At 53.1% G+C, this 21,839-nt stretch carries 22 protein-coding genes; 8 read left to right on the top strand and 14 right to left on the bottom strand.

Annotation, left to right across the window (positions count from 1 at the left end; translation table 11 throughout):
- Positions 1–59: 59 nt before the first annotated feature.
- The 3 genes from AC07RN_RS15280 to pepA form a co-directional block, all read right to left on the bottom strand.
- Positions 60–2,915, bottom strand: a complete 2,856-nt coding sequence (locus AC07RN_RS15280) for a valine--tRNA ligase (protein ID WP_478336751.1) — start codon at positions 2,913–2,915, stop codon at positions 60–62.
- Positions 2,915–3,358, bottom strand: coding sequence for a DNA polymerase III subunit chi (gene holC, locus AC07RN_RS15285; RefSeq protein ID WP_015960630.1), 444 nt, complete (start codon positions 3,356–3,358; stop codon positions 2,915–2,917). The genes AC07RN_RS15280 and holC overlap by 1 nt, the downstream gene beginning before the upstream one ends.
- 71 nt (positions 3,359–3,429) lie before the next feature.
- A complete protein-coding gene (gene pepA / locus AC07RN_RS15290) occupies positions 3,430–4,941 on the bottom strand; it encodes a leucyl aminopeptidase (RefSeq protein WP_015960629.1) in 1,512 nt (503 codons plus the stop codon).
- 266 nt (positions 4,942–5,207) lie between these two features.
- Here pepA and lptF point away from each other — a divergent pair, with 266 nt between their 5' ends.
- The 5 genes from lptF (at position 5,208) to mtgA (ending at position 11,469) form a co-directional block, all read left to right on the top strand.
- Positions 5,208–6,308, top strand: coding sequence for an LPS export ABC transporter permease LptF (lptF, locus tag AC07RN_RS15295; RefSeq protein ID WP_015960628.1), 1,101 nt, complete (start codon positions 5,208–5,210; stop codon positions 6,306–6,308).
- Entirely contained in the window at positions 6,308–7,390 is a 1,083-nt protein-coding gene (lptG, locus tag AC07RN_RS15300; RefSeq protein ID WP_015960627.1) for an LPS export ABC transporter permease LptG, read from the top strand. The genes lptF and lptG overlap by 1 nt, the downstream gene beginning before the upstream one ends.
- Before the next feature lie 137 nt (positions 7,391–7,527).
- Positions 7,528–9,861, top strand: a complete 2,334-nt coding sequence (arcB, locus tag AC07RN_RS15305; protein WP_015960626.1) for an aerobic respiration two-component sensor histidine kinase ArcB — start codon at positions 7,528–7,530, stop codon at positions 9,859–9,861.
- A 232-nt stretch (positions 9,862–10,093) separates the two neighbouring features.
- Positions 10,094–10,747 carry an isoprenoid biosynthesis glyoxalase ElbB gene (gene elbB / locus AC07RN_RS15310; RefSeq protein WP_478336752.1) on the top strand — a complete coding sequence of 218 codons (654 nt, stop codon included), beginning with the start codon at positions 10,094–10,096 and terminating at the stop codon, positions 10,745–10,747.
- Positions 10,744–11,469, top strand: a complete 726-nt coding sequence (gene mtgA, locus AC07RN_RS15315) for a monofunctional biosynthetic peptidoglycan transglycosylase (RefSeq protein ID WP_478336753.1) — start codon at positions 10,744–10,746, stop codon at positions 11,467–11,469. The genes elbB and mtgA overlap by 4 nt, the downstream gene beginning before the upstream one ends.
- Before the next feature lie 53 nt (positions 11,470–11,522).
- On the opposite strand, the gene npr is transcribed toward mtgA, so the two are convergent.
- From npr to AC07RN_RS15370, 11 genes are all read right to left on the bottom strand, one after another.
- Positions 11,523–11,795: a PTS phosphocarrier protein NPr gene (gene npr / locus AC07RN_RS15320; protein ID WP_015960623.1), complete on the bottom strand. Its 273-nt coding sequence runs from the start codon at positions 11,793–11,795 to the stop codon at positions 11,523–11,525.
- Positions 11,792–12,646, bottom strand: coding sequence for an RNase adapter RapZ (gene rapZ / locus AC07RN_RS15325; protein WP_015960622.1), 855 nt, complete (start codon positions 12,644–12,646; stop codon positions 11,792–11,794). The genes npr and rapZ overlap by 4 nt, the downstream gene beginning before the upstream one ends.
- A 45-nt stretch (positions 12,647–12,691) precedes the next feature.
- Complete coding sequence (gene ptsN / locus AC07RN_RS15330) at positions 12,692–13,183, bottom strand: PTS IIA-like nitrogen regulatory protein PtsN (protein WP_015960621.1); 492 nt, start codon at positions 13,181–13,183, stop codon at positions 12,692–12,694.
- Positions 13,184–13,265: 82 nt separating this feature from the next.
- A complete protein-coding gene (gene hpf / locus AC07RN_RS15335) occupies positions 13,266–13,553 on the bottom strand; it encodes a ribosome hibernation promoting factor (protein WP_015960620.1) in 288 nt (95 codons plus the stop codon).
- Positions 13,554–13,575: 22 nt separating this feature from the next.
- Positions 13,576–15,009, bottom strand: coding sequence for an RNA polymerase factor sigma-54 (gene rpoN / locus AC07RN_RS15340; RefSeq protein ID WP_015960619.1), 1,434 nt, complete (start codon positions 15,007–15,009; stop codon positions 13,576–13,578).
- 47 nt (positions 15,010–15,056) lie between these two features.
- Entirely contained in the window at positions 15,057–15,782 is a 726-nt protein-coding gene (gene lptB / locus AC07RN_RS15345) for an LPS export ABC transporter ATP-binding protein (protein WP_015960618.1), read from the bottom strand.
- A gap of 6 nt (positions 15,783–15,788) precedes the next feature.
- Positions 15,789–16,343 carry a lipopolysaccharide ABC transporter substrate-binding protein LptA gene (gene lptA, locus AC07RN_RS15350; protein WP_041689538.1) on the bottom strand — a complete coding sequence of 185 codons (555 nt, stop codon included), beginning with the start codon at positions 16,341–16,343 and terminating at the stop codon, positions 15,789–15,791.
- The gene (gene lptC / locus AC07RN_RS15355; protein ID WP_133631563.1) at positions 16,312–16,887 is read right to left on the bottom strand and encodes an LPS export ABC transporter periplasmic protein LptC; all 576 of its coding nucleotides are present in this window, start codon (positions 16,885–16,887) and stop codon (positions 16,312–16,314) included. The genes lptA and lptC overlap by 32 nt, the downstream gene beginning before the upstream one ends.
- Entirely contained in the window at positions 16,884–17,450 is a 567-nt protein-coding gene (kdsC, locus tag AC07RN_RS15360; protein WP_015960615.1) for a 3-deoxy-manno-octulosonate-8-phosphatase KdsC, read from the bottom strand. The genes lptC and kdsC overlap by 4 nt, the downstream gene beginning before the upstream one ends.
- Before the next feature lie 14 nt (positions 17,451–17,464).
- The gene (gene kdsD, locus AC07RN_RS15365) at positions 17,465–18,451 is read right to left on the bottom strand and encodes an arabinose-5-phosphate isomerase KdsD (protein WP_015960614.1); all 987 of its coding nucleotides are present in this window, start codon (positions 18,449–18,451) and stop codon (positions 17,465–17,467) included.
- 12 nt (positions 18,452–18,463) lie between these two features.
- Positions 18,464–19,441 (bottom strand): calcium/sodium antiporter, encoded by a 978-nt coding sequence (locus AC07RN_RS15370; RefSeq protein ID WP_015960613.1) that lies wholly within the window; start codon positions 19,439–19,441, stop codon positions 18,464–18,466.
- 227 nt (positions 19,442–19,668) lie between these two features.
- Between AC07RN_RS15370 and mlaF the strand changes: the two genes are divergently transcribed.
- From mlaF to mlaD, 3 genes are read left to right on the top strand one after another with little or no spacing between them, the layout of a single operon-like run.
- Positions 19,669–20,481 (top strand): phospholipid ABC transporter ATP-binding protein MlaF, encoded by an 813-nt coding sequence (mlaF, locus tag AC07RN_RS15375; protein ID WP_015960612.1) that lies wholly within the window; start codon positions 19,669–19,671, stop codon positions 20,479–20,481.
- Between the two features lie 7 nt (positions 20,482–20,488).
- A complete protein-coding gene (mlaE, locus tag AC07RN_RS15380) occupies positions 20,489–21,271 on the top strand; it encodes a lipid asymmetry maintenance ABC transporter permease subunit MlaE (RefSeq protein ID WP_015960611.1) in 783 nt (260 codons plus the stop codon).
- A 4-nt stretch (positions 21,272–21,275) separates the two neighbouring features.
- Positions 21,276–21,839 (top strand): outer membrane lipid asymmetry maintenance protein MlaD, encoded by a 564-nt coding sequence (gene mlaD, locus AC07RN_RS15385; protein WP_015960610.1) that lies wholly within the window; start codon positions 21,276–21,278, stop codon positions 21,837–21,839.

Genomic DNA, 21,839 nt, shown 5'->3' on the forward strand with positions numbered 1-21,839 from the left:
AAGCGAGGATATTTCAGGGAGGAGTCCCCTTACCTGCGAACAGGTAAGGGGTTAAGGCCTTACAGCGCAGCGATAACCGCTTGCTGTTCGATCAGTTTCGCTTTTGCATCAGCGAAAGCGACCAGACGTTCGCGCTCTTTCGCGATAACCGCTTCTGGTGCACGTGCCACGAAACCTTCGTTAGACAGCTTGCTTTCGATTTTGCCAATTTCGATCTCGACTTTGGTCACTTCTTTCGCCAGACGCGCCAGCTCAGTGTCCTTGTCGATAAGACCAGCCATTGGGATCAGCAGCTCGGCGCCATCGATGATTTTGGTCACGGAAACCGGACCTTTTTCATTGGCTGGCAGCACGGTAATGCTTTCCAGACGCGCCATGTTCTGCAAGAAGCTGCTGTTCTCATTAACACGACGAACCGCCGCATCACTGCAACCGCGCAGCAGGAGTTCCAGCGGTTTGCCTGGGGAGATGTTCATTTCCGCACGAATATTACGCACGGCAACGATCGCTTGTTTCAGCCATTCAGTATCAGAAGCCGCGGCTTCATCCACCTGTGCGGCATCAAACTCCGGGAACGGCTGGAGCATGATGGTATCGGCAGTAATGCCTTTGATAACCTTCACGCGCTGCCAGATGGTTTCGGTAATGAATGGAATGATCGGATGCGCCAGGCGCAATAAACCTTCCAGTACAGTAATCAGCGTGTTGCGCGTTCCGCGCAGTTCCGCTTCATTGCCGCCGTTCATCACCGGCTTGGTCAGCTCCAGATACCAGTCACAGAACTGGTTCCAGGTGAATTCGTACAGAATACCTGCCGCGATATCAAAGCGGTAAGTGTCCAGCGCTTCACGGTATGCTTTGATGGTTTGGTTGAATTCCGCGAGGATCCAGCGATCCGCTAGCGACAGCGTCATTTCACCGCCGTTGAAGCCGCAATCCTGATCTTCGGTGTTCATCAGCACAAAGCGGCTGGCGTTCCACAGTTTGTTACAGAAGTTGCGGTAACCTTCCAGACGTTTCATGTCCCAGTTGATGTCGCGACCGGTAGAAGCCAGCGCCGCCAGGGTGAAACGCAGGGCGTCGGTGCCGTGCGGCTCGATGCCGTCCGGGAATTGCTTCTCGGTACGCTTAGCGATTTTTTCCGCCAGCTGCGGCTGCATCATGTTGCCGGTACGTTTCTCGAGCAGATCTTGCAGAGAGATACCGTCAACCATATCCAGTGGGTCGATAACGTTGCCCTTGGATTTAGACATCTTCTGGCCTTCATCGTCACGAATCAAACCGGTCATGTAGACGGTTTTAAACGGAACCTGAGGTTTGCCGTTTTCATCTTTGATGAAGTGCATGGTCATCATGATCATGCGGGCGATCCAGAAGAAGATGATGTCGAAGCCAGACACCATCACGCTGGTTGGGTGGAACTGACGCAGCGCGTCGGTGTTCTCTGGCCAGCCAAGCGTAGAGAAGGTCCACAATGCGGAAGAGAACCAGGTATCGAGAACGTCGTCGTCCTGACGCAGCGCAACGTCTGCACTGAGGTTATTTTCCTGACGCACTTCTTCTTCGGTGCGGCCGACAAACACGTTGCCGTTGTTGTCGTACCACGCCGGGATACGGTGACCCCACCACAGCTGACGAGAAATACACCAGTCCTGAATATCACGCATCCAGGAGAAGTACATGTTTTCGTACTGCTTCGGCACGAACTGAATATCGCCGTTTTCAACCGCTTCAACCGCAGGTTTTGCCAGCACGTCAGCGCGTACGTACCACTGGTCGGTCAGCATCGGTTCGATAACCACGCCGCCACGGTCGCCGTAAGGAACGGTCAGATCGTGTGGCTTAACGTCTTCCAGCAGGCCAAGCGCGTCGATGGCGGCAACCACCGCTTTACGCGCGGCAAAACGCTCCAGCTTCTGGAATTCTGCTGGAATATCGCTTGGGTAAACGTCAGATTCTTCGCCTTTGGTGTCGTACACTTCTGCGCTTTCGCGGATGTCACCGTCAAAGGTAAAGATGTTGATCATCGGCAGGGCGTGACGACGGCCAACTTCATAGTCGTTGAAGTCGTGCGCCGGGGTGATTTTCACACAGCCGGTGCCTTTTTCCATATCAGCGTGTTCGTCGCCCAGAATCGGGATGCGACGATTCACCAGCGGCAGCATGACGAACTTGCCAATCAGATCTTTGTAGCGCGGATCTTCCGGGTTAACAGCCACGCCGGTATCGCCCAGCAGGGTTTCCGGACGGGTCGTCGCCACGACCAGGTAATCTTTACCGTCTGCGGTTTTCGCACCATCGGCCAGCGGATAACGGATGTGCCACATCGAGCCTTTCGACTCGCGGTTTTCCACTTCCAAATCGGAAATTGCCGTGCGCAGTTTTGGATCCCAGTTTACCAGGCGCTTGCCACGGTAAATCAGGTCTTCTTTGTACAGACGGACGAACACTTCTTTCACGGCATTGGAAAGACCTTCGTCCATGGTGAAGCGCTCGCGCTCCCAGTCCACGGAGTTGCCGAGACGACGCATCTGACGGGTAATGGTGCCGCCAGATTCTGCTTTCCACTGCCAAATTTTGTCGATAAAGGCGTCGCGACCGTAGTCGTGGCGGGTTTTACCTTCTTCAGCGGCAATTTTACGCTCCACCACCATCTGGGTCGCAATACCCGCGTGGTCAGTACCTGCCTGCCACAGGGTATTTTTCCCCTGCATGCGCTGGTAGCGGATCATGGTGTCCATGATGGTTTGCTGGAAAGCATGACCCATATGCAAACTGCCGGTGACGTTCGGCGGCGGGATCATGATGCAGAAGGACTCTTTGCTTTCATCGCCGTTAGGCTTGAAATAGCCCTGCTCTTCCCAGTGCTCGTAAAGCGGCTGTTCGATATCTCGTGGGTTGTATGTCTTTTCCATTATTTCCAGGTTGCCGTATTCAGGTTAAAACCAGCCAGGCGGTACGCTTTGTAGCGTTCGCGCGCCAGTTGTTTCAGAGAATCTTCGTGAGGGACAAAGTCTACCACTTCTGTGAAAGCGGTGGCAAAATCTGCAAAGCCCGTACGCAAGCTAATCAAAATATCGCGTGCGCTGCTGTTGCGTTTTTGCGGCCAGGCGATTTCCACCGGCGCGCCGCCGCGTGGTCCTTCACCCGATAAATTGTGCGGGACAAAACTCTCGGGCGGTCTTGCCCACAGCGCTTCGTCGAGGCGAATAGCCTGCTGTTCATCTTCGCAGGCAATCAGCACACGTTTTCCATTTCGCCAACGTTCTGCGGCAATTTCACACACCAGTTGTTCAACGGCGCTGAGACCATCCTGATGGGTATCATTGTCCAGAAGGTAGAACGTTGCATTCTTCATATATGGGGCTTCTTGTGGTGAATTTAAACGTAATGCCCGACGGCAACGCGCCGGTCGGGCATACGATTAGTTTACTCTTCGCCGTTAAACCCGGCGCGGTTGAGCAGGAACTGTGACAGCAGGGCGACAGGACGACCGGTCGCGCCTTTGGCTTTACCGGAGCGCCATGCGGTGCCCGCGATATCAAGGTGCGCCCAGTTGTACTTACGCGTGAAGCGCGCCAGGAAGCAGCCCGCAGTGATAGCACCACCCGGACGACCGCCAATGTTCGCCATATCCGCAAAGTTGGATTCCAGCTGTTCCTGATACTCATCGCCCAACGGCAGACGCCACGCGCGATCGCCAGCCTGTTCGGAGGCACCGATCAGCTCATGCGCCAGCGGGTTGTGGTTCGACATCAGGCCGGTGATGTGATGGCCCAGGGCAATCACGCAGGCACCGGTCAATGTGGCGACGTCGATAACCGCTTCAGGCTCGAAGCGTTCAACGTAGGTCAGCACATCGCACAGCACCAGACGGCCTTCGGCGTCGGTGTTCAGCACTTCGACAGTCTGGCCGGACATGGTGGTCAGGACATCGCCAGGGCGATAGGCACGGCCGCCAGGCATGTTTTCGCAGCCCGCCAGCACGCCGATAACGTTAATCGGTAGCTGTAGCTCGGCCACCATACGCATCACACCGTACACCGCCGCAGCGCCGCACATGTCGTACTTCATCTCGTCCATGCCTTCGGCAGGCTTGATGGAGATACCGCCGGAGTCAAAAGTGAGCCCTTTACCGACGAGCACGATTGGGCGCGCATCTTCTGACGGGTTGCCTTTGTACTCTATTACTGACATCAGCGATTCGTTTTGGGAACCGTTGCCGACCGCAAGGTACGAGTGCATCCCCAGCTCTTTCATCTGCTGTTCGCCGATGACGCGGGTCACGATATTTTTGCTGTACGAATCCGCCAATTGACGTGCCTGAGAAGCCAGGTAGCCCGCGTTACAGATATTCGGCGGCATATTGCCGAGATCTTTTGCTGCTTTGATACCGGCAGCAATCGCCAGACCGTGCTGAATCGCGCGTTCGCCGCTGGTCAATTCGCGACGAGTAGGCACATTAAAGACCATCTTCCGCAGCGGACGACGCGGTTCGCTTTTGGTGGTTTTCAGCTGGTCAAAGCTGTAGAGACTTTCTTTCGCTGTCTCAACCGCCTGGCGCACTTTCCAGTAGGTGTTACGGCCTTTGACGTGCAGTTCGGTCAGGAAGCAGACGGCTTCCATCGAGCCAGTATCATTCAGCGTATTAATGGTTTTCTGAATAACTTGTTTATACTGACGTTCATCCAACTCACGCTCTTTGCCACAGCCGATCAGCAGAATGCGTTCGGACAGCACATTTGGAACATGATGCAGCAACAGCGTCTGCCCAGGTTTGCCTTCCAGTTCGCCACGGCGAAGCAGGGCGCTGATATAGCCGTCACTGATTTTATCGAGTTGTTCGGCGATCGGGGAGAGACGGCGTGGTTCAAAGACGCCCACAACGATACAGGCACTCCGCTGTTTCTCCGGGCTACCGCTTTTTACACTGAACTCCATGCACTACGCTCCTGAATCTTAAAGACAACGACGGCGGCTACGGATAGAATTGCAACCTTTCGTAACTCATGTCCGCTGTTGTGGTGACTTCGTGTTAATCTTACGTTACTACGGTTTCGGCAGTTCAAAAAATTTCCTGAAGCGCGAATCCGCCGGGTTTTTTAATTTTAGCGGTGATTTCGACGACTCAAGAGAATAAATGACCTTTAAGCCATGAAACAAGCAATATTCCAGCAAAGAGACGGGTTTTTACGGGCGTATTTAAAGTGATAATCATAAGATATCTGGTACGGGAGACGCTCAAGAGCCAACTGGCCATCCTTTTCATCCTGCTTCTGATCTTTTTCTGTCAGAAGCTGGTCAGGATCCTCGGTGCGGCTGTTGACGGTGAAATCCCAACAAATCTGGTGCTTTCTCTGCTCGGATTAGGCGTGCCTGAAATGGCGCAGCTTATTCTGCCGCTAAGCCTTTTCCTCGGCCTGCTCATGACGCTGGGCAAACTCTACACCGAAAGTGAAATCACGGTCATGCATGCCTGCGGCCTCAGCAAAGCCGTATTGGTGAAAGCCGCGATGGTACTGGCGCTGTTCACGGGTATCGTGGCGGCGGTGAACGTCATGTGGGCAGGGCCCTGGTCTTCAAAACATCAGGACGAAGTGCTTGCAGAGGCAAAAGCTAACCCAGGCATGGCTGCCTTGGCGCAAGGCCAGTTCCAGCAAGCTTCTGACGGCAGTTCCGTGCTCTTTATTGAGAGCGTCGACGGTAGCCGTTTCAACGACGTGTTCCTCGCGCAAATTCGTACGAAAGGCAACGCCCGCCCGTCGGTGGTGGTGGCTGATTCCGGTCAACTCGCACAACGTAAAGACGGCTCTCAGGTTGTGACGTTGAATAAGGGTACGCGTTTCGAAGGCACAGCGTTGCTGCGCGATTTCCGTATTACGGACTTCCAGAACTATCAGGCGGTTGTTGGCCATCAAAACGTGGCCCTCGACCCGACAGATACTGAGCAGATGGACATGCGCACGCTGATCAATACCGATACCAATCGCGCCCGCGCAGAATTGCACTGGCGTCTGACGCTGGTATTCACCGTGTTTATGATGGCGCTGATGGTCGTGCCGCTGAGCGTGGTCAACCCACGTCAGGGCCGTGTACTGTCGATGTTACCGGCCATGCTGCTTTATCTGGTGTACTTCCTGCTGCAAACGTCCATCAAGTCTAACGGTGGAAAGGGTAAGATCGATCCCATGATTTGGACATGGGCCGTCAACGGTCTGTATCTGCTACTGGCGGTAGTATTGAACATGTGGGATACCGTGCCGATGCGTCGCATCCGTGCCCGTTTAATGCGTAAAGGAGCGGTGTAATGCAGGCGTTTGGCGTTCTTGACCGCTATATCGGTAAAACTATTTTCACCACCATCATGATGACGTTGTTCATGCTGGTGTCGCTCTCCGGCATCATCAAGTTTGTTGACCAGCTGAAAAAAGCCGGGCAGGGCAGTTACGACGCACTGGGTGCGGGGATGTATACCCTTCTCAGCATTCCGAAAGATGTGCAGATTTTCTTCCCGATGGCCGCGCTGCTTGGCGCATTGTTAGGTCTGGGAATGCTGGCACAGCGCAGTGAGCTGGTGGTGATGCAGGCGTCGGGTTTCACCCGTATGCAAGTGGCGCTGTCGGTCATGAAAACGGCTATTCCTCTGGTGTTGCTGACCATGGCTATTGGCGAGTGGGTGGCACCGCAGGGCGAGCAGATGGCGCGTAATTACCGTGCACAAGCCATGTACGGCGGCTCACTGATGTCCACTCAGCAGGGCTTGTGGGCTAAAGACGGCAATAATTTTGTCTATATCGAACGCGTGAAGGGCGACGATGAACTGGGGGGCGTGAGTATTTACGCTTTCAACGATAATCGTCGTTTGCAGTCCGTCCGGTATGCGGCGACAGCAAAATTTGATTCTGCAAACAGGGTATGGCGTTTGTCGCAGGTGGATGAATCTAATCTGCAAGATCCTAAGCAAATTACCGGTTCTCAGACGGTATCAGGCACCTGGAAGACCAATCTGACCCCAGACAAATTGGGTGTGGTGGCATTGGATCCAGATGCGTTATCAATAAGTGGCTTACACAATTACGTGAAGTATCTGAAGTCGAGCGGCCAGGATGCGGGGCGCTACCAGCTCAACATGTGGAGCAAAATTTTCCAGCCGATGTCGGTGGCGGTGATGATGCTGATGGCGCTGTCGTTTATCTTCGGGCCGCTGCGTAGCGTGGCAATGGGCGTGCGTGTGGTGACGGGGATCAGCTTTGGTTTCGTCTTTTACGTGCTGGATCAGATCTTCGGTCCGTTGACGCTGGTCTACGGCATTCCGCCGCTGATTGGCGCACTACTTCCAAGCGCTTCGTTCTTCCTGATAAGCCTTTGGTTACTCCTCAGACGCTCTTAGTTTCCTGATTTACTCACTCCCGCATCGCCGGGAGTGAGTCTCCTCACCCGTTTCACTCCGCACTTTTTCACACAACCTTCAACGTCTTGCCTCAAATTTGAGTATGATTGAGCGATGATGTTGTGAAGGGATCCCCTATGAAGCAAATTCGTATGCTGGCGCAGTATTACGTCGATCTGATGATGAAGCTCGGCCTGGTGCGTTTTTCCCTGCTGTTGGCCCTGGCGCTGGTGGTTCTGGCGATTGTGGTCCAGATGGCCGTGACCATGGTGCTGCACGGGCAGGTTGAGAGCATTGACGTTATCCGCTCAATCTTCTTTGGTTTGTTAATCACGCCGTGGGCCGTCTATTTTCTCTCGGTGGTGGTGGAGCAACTGGAGGAATCGCGCCAGCGTCTTTCCCGGCTGGTGCAAAAGCTGGAGGAGATGCGCGATCGCGATCTCAAACTCAACGTACAGTTGAAGGACAACATTGCGCAGTTGAACCAGGAAATTTCAGATCGTGAGAAGGCGGAAGCGGAACGTCAGGCCACGCTTGAGCAACTGAAAATCGAGATGAAAGAGCGTGAAGTGACGCAAATTCAGCTCGAACAGCAATCCTCATTCCTGCGATCTTTCCTTGATGCCTCACCCGATCTCGTTTTCTATCGTAATGAAGATAAAGAATTTTCTGGCTGCAACCGGGCCATGGAGTTGTTGACGGGAAAAAGCGAAAAACAGCTGATTCATCTTAAGCCGCAGGACGTTTACTCCGCAGAGGCTGCGGTAAAAGTGATTGAAACCGACGAGAAAGTGTTCCGTCACAATGTCTCTTTAACTTACGAACAGTGGCTGGATTATCCGGACGGTCGCAAAGCCTGTTTTGAAATCCGCAAAGTCCCATATTACGACCGCGTCGGTAAGCGCCACGGGCTGATGGGCTTTGGCCGCGATATTACCGAGCGTAAGCGCTATCAGGACGCGCTTGAGCGTGCCAGCCGTGACAAGACCACCTTCATCTCCACCATCAGCCATGAATTGCGCACGCCGCTGAATGGCATCGTGGGGCTCAGTCGTATTTTGCTGGATACCGAATTAACCAGCGAACAAGAGAAATATCTCAAAACCATTCATGTTTCTGCGGTGACGCTGGGTAATATTTTCAATGATATTATCGACATGGATAAGATGGAGCGCCGCAAAGTCCAGCTGGATAACCAGCCGGTCGACTTCACCGGTTTCCTGGCCGATCTAGAAAATCTCTCAGGCTTACAGGCTCAGCAAAAAGGGCTGCGTTTTGTGCTTGAGCCAACATTGCCGTTGCCACATAAAGTGGTGACTGACGGGACGCGCTTGCGCCAGATCCTGTGGAATCTTATCAGCAATGCCGTGAAATTTACCCAGCAGGGTGAAGTGGTGGTTCGGATACGTTTTGACCAGGGCGATATGCTGCACTTCGAGGTGCAAGATTCCGGTATCGGTATTCCGCAGGATGAGCACGACAAGATTTTCGCCATGTATTATCAGGTGAAAGACAGCAACGGCGGGAAACCCGCGACGGGAACCGGGATTGGCCTGGCCGTATCGCGCCGCCTGGCAAAAAGCATGGGTGGGGATATCACGGTTTCAAGCCAGCAGGGTAAAGGCTCAACGTTTACGCTGACTGTCCATGCCCCGGCGGTAGCGGAAGAGGTGGAAGACACCTTCGAAAACGACGAATTGCCATTACCTGCGCTGCATGTGTTGCTGGTTGAAGATATTGAATTGAACGTCATTGTTGCCCGTTCGGTGCTGGAAAAACTGGGTAATAGCGTCGATGTGGCGATGACCGGCACCGCCGCGCTGGAGATGTTTACCCCCGGTGAATATGATCTCGTGCTGCTGGATATCCAGCTTCCGGACATGACTGGGCTGGATATCTCGCGCGAGCTGACGCAACGTTATGCCCGCGATGAACTTCCGCCACTGGTCGCGCTGACGGCGAACGTGCTGAAGGACAAAAAAGAGTACCTCGATGCTGGCATGGACGATGTGCTCAGCAAGCCGCTGGCGGTGCCGGCCCTGACTGCCATGATCAAGAAATTCTGGGATACCTGTGATGAAGAGGAGAGCACTATGACGTCAGTTGATAGCGAAAAAGCGCAAACGATTCTGGATATCGCCATGCTTGAACAGTATATCGAGTTGGTGGGTCCGAAGCTGATCACCGATGGTCTGGCCGTATTCGAAAAAATGATGCCAGGCTATTTAAACGTGCTGGAATCGAACCTGACGGCTCGCGATCAGAAAGGTATCGTCGAAGAGGGTCACAAAATTAAAGGTGCCGCCGGGTCGATTGGTTTGCGTCATTTGCAGCAGTTGGGTCAGCAGATCCAGTCTCCCGATTTACCTGCGTGGTCGGATAACGTGGGTGAATGGGTTGAAGAGATGAAGCAGGAATGGCAAAACGATGTTGCCGTGCTGAAAGCGTGGGTGGAAAGTACAAAAAAATGACCCCGGATAAACCGGGGTGCGCGAAATACTGCGCCAACACCAGGGAAATCGTGGCCGCGCCTGATTCTTTGTGTTGTTTTCGCATGGACGCTGCCTTAAGAATGAGGCCGCACGCAGTTAAGATAGCAAATCTTAAATGATTTGTTACATGAATCAGTGAAATGTGTGAAGCATAGCGTTTTAATCAGAATTTTTAATATGCTTCAGACGGTTGGAGAGAAGGAACAGCAAGATGACAAAAGTGGGTGTAGTGCTGAGTGGGTGCGGCGTTTACGACGGTGCAGAGATACACGAATCCGTTTTGACGCTGCTTGCGCTGGCTAAACAGGGCGCAGAAGCCGTTTGCTTTGCGCCGGATAAAAATCAGGTGGATGTGATTAACCATCTGTCTGGTGAACCGATGTCTGAAACGCGTAATGTACTCATCGAAGCCGCCCGTATTGCCCGAGGCAATATCTTGCCGCTCGCGCAGGCAAATGCTGATGAACTGGACGCTCTGATCGTTCCCGGTGGGTTTGGCGCGGCAAAAAATTTGAGCACCTTCGCCAGCCAGGGGAGTGAGTGCCACATCGATAGCGCGTTGCAAGCGTTGGCTCAACGCATGCATGCGTTGGGAAAACCGCTGGGCTTTATGTGCATCGCGCCCGCCATGCTGCCAAAGATTTTTGATTTCCCGTTACGTTTGACCATTGGCACTGATATCGACACGGCGGAAGTGATCGAAGAGATGGGCGGGGAACATGTGCCTTGTCCGGTCGACGATATTGTTGTCGATGAAGACAATAAGATCGTGACCACGCCAGCCTATATGGTGGCGCAAAACATCGCAGAAGCTGCAACCGGTATTGATAAGCTGGTTGACCGTGTGTTGGTTCTGACCCAGTGAGTCAAAAACGTTCTCCTGTCGCATGGGCGAAGCGAATCTTCATTCGCGTGGTGCTGGCGCTGGCCGTTTTCTGGGGCGGCGGCATCGCGTTGTTTAGCATTATGCCCGTGCCCTTTTCGGCGGTGATGGTGGAGCGTCAAGTCAGCGCATGGCTAACCGGCCATTTCGGTTATGTGGCGCATTCCGACTGGGTGAGCATGGACGAGATTTCGCCATGGATGGGGCTGGCGGTGATTGCGGCGGAAGATCAGAAATTCCCGGAACACTGGGGATTTGACGTTTCGGCAATCGAGAAGGCGCTGGCGCATAATGAGCGGAATGAAAAACGCGTACGCGGCGCATCGACTCTTTCACAGCAGACGGCGAAAAATCTGTTTTTGTGGGATGATCGAAGCTGGGTGCGAAAAGGGCTGGAAGCCGGGTTGACGGTCGGGATGGAAACGGTCTGGAGTAAAAAACGCATCCTGACGGTGTACCTGAATATTGCTGAGTTTGGCGACGGGGTGTTTGGTGTCGAAGCCGCAGCACAGCGCTATTTCAATAAGCCCGCCAGTCGTCTGAGTCAGTCAGAGGCGGCGCTGCTGGCCGCCGTATTGCCTAACCCCATTATCTACAAAGCGAATGCGCCATCGGGATACGTCCGTAGTCGCCAGGCGTGGATTATGCGCCAGATGCGTCAGCTTGGTGGGGAAGGGTTTATGACCAGAAATAAACTGTACTGAGTGAATCTCAAGCCCCTTGGATGCATGCAAGGGGCGAAGGGCAAACCGCTAAATCAGTCCTCGTCAAAGCCTGAGTTAAACAGCGCAACGACCGCTTCCAGCGCCTCAACTTCTTGCGGACCGGTGGCTTCGACTTCAATCTGGCGACCTTTGGCGGAATCGAGCATGAGTAGCGCGATAACGCTGTTGGCTTCGGCTTCGGTGCCTTCGTCGTTACGCAACAACACTTCAGCGTCAAAACCCTGCATCAATTCAAACAATTTCATCGCTGGACGGGCGTGCATGCCCAGCTTGTTGGTGATCTCAACGGTATGTTTTACGGTCATGTTTTGCGTTTTTCCAGCGTGCGATGACGAGACTGAACGTTTTTACCGCGTGAGCGGAAATAGTCGGCCAGCTGTTCAGCAATATACACCGAACGATGTTTACCGCCGGTACAACCAATGGCTACGGTCAGGTAGCTGCGGTTGTTGGTTTCCAGCATAGGTAACCATAGCTCAAGGTAGCTTCGCGTCTGGTATATAAAATTGTGAACTTCTGTATGTCTGTCGAGGAATGCTGCGACAGGCTTATCCAGACCGGTCATTGGGCGCAGTTTAGGGTCCCAGTGCGGGTTGGGTAGGAAGCGCACGTCAAACACATAATCCGCATCGATAGGGATCCCGTGTTTGAAGCCAAACGATTCGAATACCATGGTGAGCTCACGCTCACGTTTGCCCAGCAAGCGGGTGCGCAGCATTTCGGCCAGTTCATGAACCGACATCTCGGAGGTGTCGACAATCAAATCGGCACGGGAACGCAGCGGCTCCAGCAAATCGCTCTCTTCGTCGATAGCGCTCTCAAGGGAGAGATTTTTGCTGGAAAGCGGATGCAAACGTCGGGTATCACTGTAGCGACGAATCAGCGTGTTGCGATCGGCATCCAGGAACAGCAATTGCGGAGTGAAGGTTTCTGGCAGGCTGCTCATCGCCTGCTCAAAGACTTCCGGCGATTCCGGCATATTACGGACGTCGATGCTGACGGCAGCTGAAATTTGTCTGTCAGCTAGCGTACGCGCCAGTTCTGGTAGCAGCACGACCGGAAGGTTATCGACGCAATAAAAACCCATATCTTCGAGTGCTCGAAGGGCCACGGATTTCCCCGAGCCCGAACGACCGCTGACGATCATCAGCACCATGTTCCGTTTCTCCTCGCGCCTGCAGATGTGGAGGCCATCTTGTGGTTACGCATCATCCTGATTGCCTTCCGCTTCGGTGATAATTTGATACAGTTCCTCATCACTTTGAGCTGCGCGCAGACGGCGGCAAATTGTTTTATCTGCCAGACGCTTGGCCACAAGCGAAAGCGTATGCAAATGGGTTTTGGTCTGGTCAGCAGGCACCAGCAGAGCGAAAAGCAGATCGACGGGCTGGTTATCGATCGCATCAAAAGCGATCGGCGTTTCCAGTTGGACAAAGACGCCCACGGCGCGCAGTGTGTCCTCCTCCAGCTTGCCATGCGGAATGGCAATACCATTGCCGATACCGGTACTGCCCATTTTTTCACGGGTCAGAATGGCCTCAAACACCACCTGAGGTGGCAGGCTTAACTGTTTTGCGGCCAGTTCACTGATGATTTCCAGAGCGCGCTTTTTGCTCTGGCAGTGAACGCCACTGCGGGTACATTCCTGGTTAAGGACATGACTTAATTGAAGACCGGAATCGTTGTTCATCATAATTTCACCTAAGCGCTAACTGTACAAATGGCCTGTTGTGTATCACAACAGGCCGCCCTGCACCCGTTAACTGCTCGGACAATTAGTGTTGTTTCAGTTTATCTTTATGTTTATTAAGCTGTCGCGCAAGTTTGTCAATCAAGCCGTCGATAGCCGCGTACATGTCTTGCCCTTCCGCACTGGCATGGATTTCGCCCCCGTTTATGTGCAGGGTTGCGTCCGAGATATGAGTCACTTTCTCCACTTTCAACACAATGTAGACCTGATTGATCCTCTCGAAATACTGCTCCAGCTTGGCGAATTTTGTATTCAAAAAGTCGCGTAAAGCCTCAGTGATTTCGACATTGTGTCCTGTGATGTTGAGCTGCATAGTGTCTTCCTTATCGGTTGTGTCAAACCAGTTGTTTACGCTGGTTAGACGGCGGAATGGATAAAGACTCTCGATACTTCGCAACAGTACGACGTGCCACCATGATACCCTGATCGGACAGCATGGTGGTTAACTTACTGTCACTCAGTGGCTTCGCGGGGTTTTCCGCGGCGATCAACTTCTTAACCAGAGCACGAATTGCCGTCGACGAGGCTTCGCCGCCGCCTTCGGTATTCACATGACTGGAGAAGAAATACTTAAGCTCAAAAATACCACGCGGGCTGTGCAGATACTTCTGCGTGGTCACACGCGAAATGGTCGATTCGTGCATCTCAACGGCTTGAGCAATATCTGCCAAAACCATCGGTTTCATAAATTCTTCGCCCTGCTCAAAAAAGCCTTGCTGCTGTTCCACAATGCAGCGACTCACGCGTAGCAGCGTATCATTTCGGCTTTCGAGGCTTTTGATCAGCCATCGCGCTTCCTGAAGATTGCTACGAATATATTGATTGTCGGAGTCGTTCCGCGCACTGGTGCACATGGAAGCATATTGCTGGTTGATTTGCAGGCGGGGAATGCTGTCGGAATTGAGTTCTACGGTCCAGAGACCGTTGTGCTTTCGGACCAGAACGTCAGGAATCACATATTCGGGTTCGCCGGTTTGGATCGATTGCCCCGGCCGGGGATCGAGCGACTGGATCAGATTCACCGCTTCCTTCAGTACATCTTCTTTGAGTCGCGTCACGCGCATCAGGCTGCGGAAATCATGATTCGCCAGCAAATCCAAATGTTCGCTGATAATCAGTCGCGCTTCGTCGAGTCTTGGCGTCTCTTTTGCAAACTGAGAAAGCTGGATCAGCAAACAGTCGCGCAGATCCTTTGCTGCGACGCCGACAGGGTCAAAGCGTTGAATGCGCTTGAGAACGGCTTCGATCTCGTCGAGTTCGATTTCGCTATCACCCATGCTTTCCAGAATTTCGTCCAGGGTCACCGTTAAATACCCGGTGTCATCCACGGCATCGACAATGGAAGTGGCAATCGCGCGATCGGTTTCGGTGAAAGGGGTCAACTCCACCTGCCACATCAGGTAATCCTGTAGCGACTGCGTGGTCTCACCCTGATAAACCGGTAACTCATCATCCTGATAATCAGCGCGCGTTCCGGAAGGGGTTCCAGCGGTGTAAATTTCATCCCAGCTGGCATCTAGCGGTAACTCGTCAGGCATCTCTTTTTGCTCAAGGGCATCTGCCGTATCGAGCGTTTCGGTATCCTGCTTTTCCTGGGTATCTACCTCTTCATGAAGATCGGTTTGCTCCAGCAGTGGATTACTGTCCAGCGCTTGCTGCAGTTCCTGCTGAAGTTCTAACGTTGACAGTTGCAACAGACGGATCGCCTGTTGTAACTGTGGCGTCATCGCCAACTGTTGGCTGAGCCTTAATTGCAAACCTTGCTTCATGTTCAGGGCGTTTTTCTCCGGTCCTGCGTAACTTAACCTCTACCCTATCAGAGTCTGAAGTCTTCCCCAAGGTACACGCGCTTAACATGTTCATCTTCGAGGATTTCGAGTGGCGTGCCGTGAGCAATTAAATGACCCTGGCTGACGATATACGCGCGCTCACAAACGGCCAGCGTTTCACGCACGTTGTGGTCGGTAATCAGCACACCGAGACCGCTGTCGCGCAGATGTTCGATAATGCGTTTAATGTCGATAACGGAGATGGGGTCGACGCCTGCAAATGGTTCATCCAGAAGGATAAATTTCGGATTGGCTGCCAGGGCACGAGCAATTTCTACTCGGCGGCGTTCACCCCCCGAAAGTGCCTGGCCGAGGCTGTCGCGCAGGTGTTCGATATGGAACTCTTCCATCAATTCGTTGGCGCGATCCTGACGCTGCTCAGCGGTCAAATCGTCACGGATTTGCAGGACGGCCATCAGATTGTCGAACACGCTTAGACGGCGGAAAATAGACGCCTCCTGCGGCAGATAGCCAATCCCGCGACGCGCGCGAGCGTGCAGCGGCAGCAGGCTAATGTCTTCATCATCAATGATGATGTTGCCCGCATCGCGCGGAACAATGCCAACCACCATGTAAAAGGTGGTGGTTTTACCTGCACCGTTAGGACCCAACAGGCCAACAATTTCGCCGGAGTTAACGGTCAGACTGACATCTTCCACGACGCGGCGGCCTTTATAGGCTTTGGCGAGGTTTTTTGCAGTTAATGTTGCCATAACGAATTAGTTACTCTTTTTCTGTGCGGGAGCCTGGGTTTTCCCTTTGTCCTGCAGCTGAGACGGAACCAGTACGGTTGTCACGCGCTTACCTTTCTCGCTGGATGCCTGCATTTTCTGCTCTTTCACCAGATAAGTGATCTTATCGCCGGTGATGTTGCTGTCCAACTGCTCTAGATAAGCATTGCCGGTCAGGATGACAAGGTCCTTCGCCAGCTCATAGTGCATGTGCGAGGCGTGGCCTTTAACCGGCTTACCGTTATCCTGCATTTGATAGAACGTTGCCGGATTGCCGTAGCCATCAATAATTTCTTTGCCTTGTTCACCGCCAGGACGGGTGACAACCACTTTATCGGCATTGATTTTGATGGTGCCCTGCGTCATCACGACGTTGCCCGTGAAGGTCACAACGTTCCCCTGCATATCAAGTGACTGAGTGTCAGACTCGATATGAATAGGTTGCTCAGTATCTCCTGTCACCGCAAGGGCAGGGAGACTGGCGGCCAGCAGCGCGCTGGCGATAACAAAATTAAGGCTGAGTTTGTTTATTTTGAATTTCATATGAGGTTCTAACCTTTTCAATCAGCTCGGCGTTTTTGCTGCGTAAGTTCCCGCGCATTCTCAAACCGCTGGAATTAAATGTAGTGCCGTATAACGTCACCAGATCTTGCGACGTCACATCCTGAGTCACCAGGTTGATCTGCGCATTATCTGTCGTAATTTTGCGTAGTTGAGAGTCAGCGGTCAGGGCGTTCACTTCTACGTGACCGTACAGATAAAGCATACGGTCATTTGTCAATTTTGCTCTGTCAGATTTGATCGACCAGGTCGGCACCTTATTGGTGTCAAACGTGGTCATGACCGGCTGAGTAAACCACGAGATACCTTCATCGGAAAAATACTCAACGTGCTGGGCAATTAAGCGATAGTTCAGCGCGCCTTCCGGGCTGTAAACCACCGTGTCGCTGTGATCGCTCTTATAGGTCGGATCGTTAGTGGCGACCACTTCTGCTGGCGCATCGTCATTGTCAGCGAGATTCACGCCAATCAATATCAACACGGCCAGTGAAAGCAGAATGATAACCCAACGTCTGGTTTTACTCATATCGATTGCCCTTTGGCCTCATCAAGCTTGCCCTGTGCCAGCAATAACAAATCGCACACCTCGCGAACGGCACCGCGCCCCCCGTTGATCCGGGTGACATAGTCCGCGCGCGGGATCAGCAGAGGATGTGCATCGGCGACGGCGATACTTAACCCCACTTCAGCCATCACCGGCCAGTCAATCAGGTCGTCCCCGACATAGGCCACATTCTCAGGTGCGATGGCCAGTTTCGCCAGTAAATCTCTGAAAGCGACCATTTTGTCAGACTGGCCCTGATACAGATGGGTGATGCCCAATGTCTCACAGCGATCTTCTACCAGTTTAGCCTTACGCCCGGTGATAATGGCAACTTCTATCCCGGATGTGAGCGCACAACGAATGCCGTAACCGTCGCGCACGTTAAATGCTTTCAGCTCTTCGCCGTTATTGCCCATAAAAATCAAGCCATCGGAAAGAACGCCATCTACATCCAGAATCAGCAGACGAATCTTTTCCGCCTGCGTCATCATTTGCGTGCTTACCGGACCATAACAGGTTGCAAGGGATGCACCCGCATTACTCATTGTCTTATCCTTCATTACACTACGCCTGCGCGCAGAAGATCATGCATATGTACCACACCCAGCAGTTGGTCGCCATCGGCAACCATGACGGCGGTAATATGACGGGACTGCATTAGGTTCAAAACTTCGACTGCCAGCGTGGCGGGACGGACTCTGATGCCGCCTGGCGTCATTACGTCGGCGATACCCAGCGTGCGGACATCAACGCCCATATCAAACACACGGCGTAAATCGCCATCAGTGAAGATCCCTTCGATATTCATCTGGTCGTCGCAAATCACCGTCATGCCGAGATTTTTACGCGTAATTTCCAGCAAGGCGTCGCGCAGCGGGGCATCTTTACTGACGCGAGGGATCTCTGCGCCCGTATGCATAATATCATTTACCCGCAGCAGTAGCTTACGTCCCAGCGCACCGCCAGGATGAGAGAGCGCGAAATCTTCTGGCGTGAAGCCTCGTGCTTCAAGAAGCGCAACGGCGAGGGCATCTCCCATCACCAGCGCAGCGGTCGTGCTGGAGGTCGGCGCAAGGCCGAGTGGGCAAGCTTCTTTCGGCACTTTCACGCATAAATGAACATCGGCCGCGCGCGCCATCGTGCTTTCTGGTCGGCTGGTCATGCAAATGAGCGGGACGTGGAGTCGTTTCAGCACGGGAATCAGCGCCAGAATCTCGTTGGACTCACCCGAATTCGACAGGGCGATAACGATGTCCTGCGGCGTCACCATTCCGAGATCGCCATGAGCGGCTTCACCGGGATGAACGAAGAATGAGGATGTTCCGGTACTGGCGAACGTCGCGGCCATTTTGCGCCCAATATGACCCGATTTGCCCATGCCCATCACCACGACTTTGCCCGCGCAGGAGAATATTTTCTCGCACGCAAGGCTGAAATCCTGATTAATGTATTGATCTAACTGCGCCAGACCTTCACGTTCAATCTCCAGAACTTCTTTGCCTGCTTTTTGAAAGTCAAAACCCGGTTGCAATTCTATTTGCGACATAATGCGTTCCGTTTACCCAGAGAGAAGAGGCGACAGCCAGTACAGCATCGCCATCCATACGATAAAACCACCCGTCAGCAAAGCACCCGCGCCTTTGCCAATTTGTTGTTTACGTCGCCAGCACAGCAGGGCGAAAATGATACTGACAATGAGCATCACCCCGTAATCGCGCGAGAAGGCCAGCGGATTAAATGCCCCTGGCGCAATCAGCGCCGGTAAACCCATCACGATAGCGATGTTAAAGATATTGGAGCCAATGATATTGCCAATCGCCATATCACCTTCGCCTTTACGTGCGCCGGCAACGGCGGTAGCCAGTTCTGGCAAACTGGTGCCAATCGCAATCACAGTCAGGCCGATAGTGAGCTCACTGATGGCGTAGAAATTGGCCAGTACGGTGGCATTGTCAACGACCATACGCGTGGCCATTGGCATGATAATCAGCGCGATGCCCAGCCACAGCAGGGCGACGGGCAGGGTGCCTTCGCGAGGCAGTTCCGCAACTTGCTCACGCGTCAGGCTGTCATTTCCCTGCTTTTCCGCCAGACGCGCAATTTTAACGATATACAGCAGCCAGATGACCGCCAGCGCAATGAGCAGGATGCCGTCATCCAGCGTGAGTTGCCCGTCATAAAGCACGTAACCTGCCAGCAGGCTGACAATTAACATTAGCGGCAATTCGCGGCGCAGAACATCAGAATGCACGCGAAATGGATGCATCAGCGCGGCGAGGCCGAGGATCAATAATATATTGACGATGTTAGAGCCAATTGCCGTCCCAATCGCGAGGTCAACCTGACCATGAAGAGACGCTGAAGCAGAGACGATAATTTCTGGAAGCGATGTTCCGACACTCACCACGGTCATCCCGATGATAAGGGGCGGTATGCCAAAAAGCCGACACAGGATGGATGCTGCAAAAACCAGGCGGTCAGCACTGTAGACCACTAACAGTAAACCGATTATTAACAGTGCCGTTGCTAAAAGCATCAAAAATCCTTTATTCAGGTATACTCGCCGGTCCACTGAGAATGAATCTCTGGCGCCGCATGCAGTCTGTAGACGTAACGATTCTCTAATTTTGACTTTATGCGTCGGAAAAGTAAAACAAATGCCAGCTTTCGCTAACCTGTACAGGCAATATTCTGCAAAAATGTCGGGTTTAAGGCTGAATTAAGCGCCATGCTTAACCTCAAAGGGAAAGAAAGGAATTTTAAATGAGCCAAACAATGGCGAATTTAGTCGATGTCCGTGACGTCAGCTTCTCCCGCGGCAACCGATTGATCTTCGAAGACATTACATTGACGGTGCCGCGTGGCAAGATCACTGCGATCATGGGACCATCCGGCATCGGCAAAACAACGCTGCTGCGTCTGATCGGTGGACAGATCCCGCCAGACAGCGGCGAAATTCTTTTTGACGGCGAAAATGTGCCTGAGATGTCGCGAACGCGCCTCTACACCGTGCGTAAGCGCATGAGTATGTTGTTTCAGTCGGGTGCGTTATTCACCGATATGAACGTCTTTGATAACGTGGCGTATCCGCTGCGTGAACATACGCATTTGTCCCCTGAACTACTGAAAACGACGGTCATGATGAAGCTTGAAGCGGTGGGGCTGCGTGGCGCTGCCAAGCTGATGCCTTCTGAGCTGTCTGGCGGAATGGCGCGGCGTGCGGCGCTGGCGCGTGCTATCGCGCTGGAACCCGATTTGATCATGTTCGACGAACCTTTCGTCGGCCAGGACCCTATTACCATGGGCGTGCTGGTTAAGCTGATTTCAGAACTTAACAGTGCACTCGGCGTCACCTGCGTTGTGGTCTCTCATGATGTCCCCGAAGTGCTGAGCATTGCGGATTACGCTTACATTGTGGCGGATAAAAAAATTGTGGCGCACGGGGGGGCTCAAGAATTGCAGAATAACTGCGATCCACGGGTTCGACAGTTCCTGGACGGTATTGCGGATGGCCCTGTGCCGTTCCGCTATCCCGCGTGTGATTATCATCAAGATTTATTGGGAATAGGGAGTTAAGCCACTGATGCTGTTAAATGCGTTGGCCGCTCTGGGACACCGTGGCATAAAAACCATCAGGACGTTCGGGCGTGCCGGGTTGATGTTGTTCAATGCGCTGGTAGGCAAGCCGGAATTTCGCAAGCATGCGCCATTGCTGGTACGCCAGCTCTATAATGTCGGCGTACTGTCGATGCTCATTATTATCGTGTCCGGTTTGTTTATCGGTATGGTTCTTGGGCTGCAAGGCTACCTTGTTCTAACGACGTACAGCGCTGAAACCAGCCTCGGTATGCTGGTGGCTCTTTCTCTGTTGCGCGAACTTGGACCGGTTGTTGCGGCGCTGCTTTTTGCCGGACGCGCGGGTTCTGCGTTAACTGCAGAAATTGGTTTGATGCGCGCAACGGAACAGCTTTCCAGCATGGAAATGATGGCGGTTGATCCTCTGCGTCGTGTTATCTCTCCGCGTTTTTGGGCGGGTGTGATCTCGCTACCTCTGCTGACTATTCTGTTTGTGGCCGTCGGAATTTGGGGCGGTTCGCTGGTGGGCGTGCAGTGGAAAGGCATTGACGCGGGCTTCTTCTGGTCCGCGATGCAGGATGCGGTTGATCTGCGTATGGATCTCGTGAACTGCCTGATTAAAAGCGTGGTCTTTGCGTTCACGGTTACCTGGATTGCGTTGTTCAATGGTTACGATGCGATACCGACCTCTGAAGGGATTAGTCGCGCGACAACGCGCACTGTAGTTCATTCGTCGCTGGCCGTACTGGGTCTGGATTTTGTGCTCACCGCACTGATGTTTGGGAATTGAGTTCATGCAAACAAGAAAAAGTGAAATTTGGGTAGGTGTGTTTCTTGTGCTGGCGCTGTTGGCTGCACTGTTTATTTGCCTCCGCGCGGCGGACATCACCTCAATTCGGACTGAACCCACTTATCGTCTCTATGCGACATTCGATAATATCGGGGGCCTGAAGGCGCGTTCACCGGTTCGTATCGGCGGCGTTGTGATTGGCCGAGTAGCGGACATTACTCTCGATGAAAAAACCTATCTGCCGCGGGTAGAAATGGAGATCGAAGAGCGCTACAACCACATTCCGGACACCAGCTCGCTCTCCATCCGTACTTCCGGTCTGTTGGGTGAACAATATCTGGCGTTAAACGTCGGCTTTGAAGACCCAGAACTGGGAACGTCTATCCTTAAAGATGGCGGCGTAATCCAGGATACCAAATCTGCGATGGTGCTCGAAGACATGATTGGTCAGTTCCTTTACAGCAACAAAGGGGACGCCAAAACCACTGACGATGCCTCTGCAAAGAGCGAAGGCCAAACTGATGTTGCTCCGACCCCTGGCGCAACCCATTCATCTCAGGAGAAGTAA

The organism is Lelliottia sp. GFLA7 (assembly GCF_056490165.1).

Bases quoted from the DNA above. Each gene is read 5' to 3' on its own strand.
- lptB (WP_015960618.1), bottom strand. From the start codon at position 15,782: ATGGCAACATTAACTGCAAAAAACCTCGCCAAAGCCTATAAAGGCCGC.
- lptC (WP_133631563.1), bottom strand. From the start codon at position 16,887: ATGAGTAAAACCAGACGTTGGGTTATCATTCTGCTTTCACTGGCCGTG.
- mlaF (WP_015960612.1), top strand. From the start codon at position 19,669: ATGAGCCAAACAATGGCGAATTTAGTCGATGTCCGTGACGTCAGCTTC.
- rpoN (WP_015960619.1), bottom strand. From the start codon at position 15,009: ATGAAGCAAGGTTTGCAATTAAGGCTCAGCCAACAGTTGGCGATGACG.
- elbB (WP_478336752.1), top strand. From the start codon at position 10,094: ATGACAAAAGTGGGTGTAGTGCTGAGTGGGTGCGGCGTTTACGACGGT.
- kdsC (WP_015960615.1), bottom strand. From the start codon at position 17,450: ATGAGTAATGCGGGTGCATCCCTTGCAACCTGTTATGGTCCGGTAAGC.
- holC (WP_015960630.1), bottom strand. From the start codon at position 3,358: ATGAAGAATGCAACGTTCTACCTTCTGGACAATGATACCCATCAGGAT.
- arcB (WP_015960626.1), top strand. From the start codon at position 7,528: ATGAAGCAAATTCGTATGCTGGCGCAGTATTACGTCGATCTGATGATG.
- npr (WP_015960623.1), bottom strand. From the start codon at position 11,795: ATGACCGTAAAACATACCGTTGAGATCACCAACAAGCTGGGCATGCAC.
- mlaE (WP_015960611.1), top strand. From the start codon at position 20,489: ATGCTGTTAAATGCGTTGGCCGCTCTGGGACACCGTGGCATAAAAACC.
- AC07RN_RS15280 (WP_478336751.1), bottom strand. From the start codon at position 2,915: ATGGAAAAGACATACAACCCACGAGATATCGAACAGCCGCTTTACGAG.
- hpf (WP_015960620.1), bottom strand. From the start codon at position 13,553: ATGCAGCTCAACATCACAGGACACAATGTCGAAATCACTGAGGCTTTA.
- rapZ (WP_015960622.1), bottom strand. From the start codon at position 12,646: ATGGTGCTGATGATCGTCAGCGGTCGTTCGGGCTCGGGGAAATCCGTG.
- kdsD (WP_015960614.1), bottom strand. From the start codon at position 18,451: ATGTCGCAAATAGAATTGCAACCGGGTTTTGACTTTCAAAAAGCAGGC.
- lptA (WP_041689538.1), bottom strand. From the start codon at position 16,343: ATGAAATTCAAAATAAACAAACTCAGCCTTAATTTTGTTATCGCCAGC.
- pepA (WP_015960629.1), bottom strand. From the start codon at position 4,941: ATGGAGTTCAGTGTAAAAAGCGGTAGCCCGGAGAAACAGCGGAGTGCC.
- mlaD (WP_015960610.1), top strand. From the start codon at position 21,276: ATGCAAACAAGAAAAAGTGAAATTTGGGTAGGTGTGTTTCTTGTGCTG.
- lptG (WP_015960627.1), top strand. From the start codon at position 6,308: ATGCAGGCGTTTGGCGTTCTTGACCGCTATATCGGTAAAACTATTTTC.
- ptsN (WP_015960621.1), bottom strand. From the start codon at position 13,183: ATGATGAACAACGATTCCGGTCTTCAATTAAGTCATGTCCTTAACCAG.
- AC07RN_RS15370 (WP_015960613.1), bottom strand. From the start codon at position 19,441: ATGCTTTTAGCAACGGCACTGTTAATAATCGGTTTACTGTTAGTGGTC.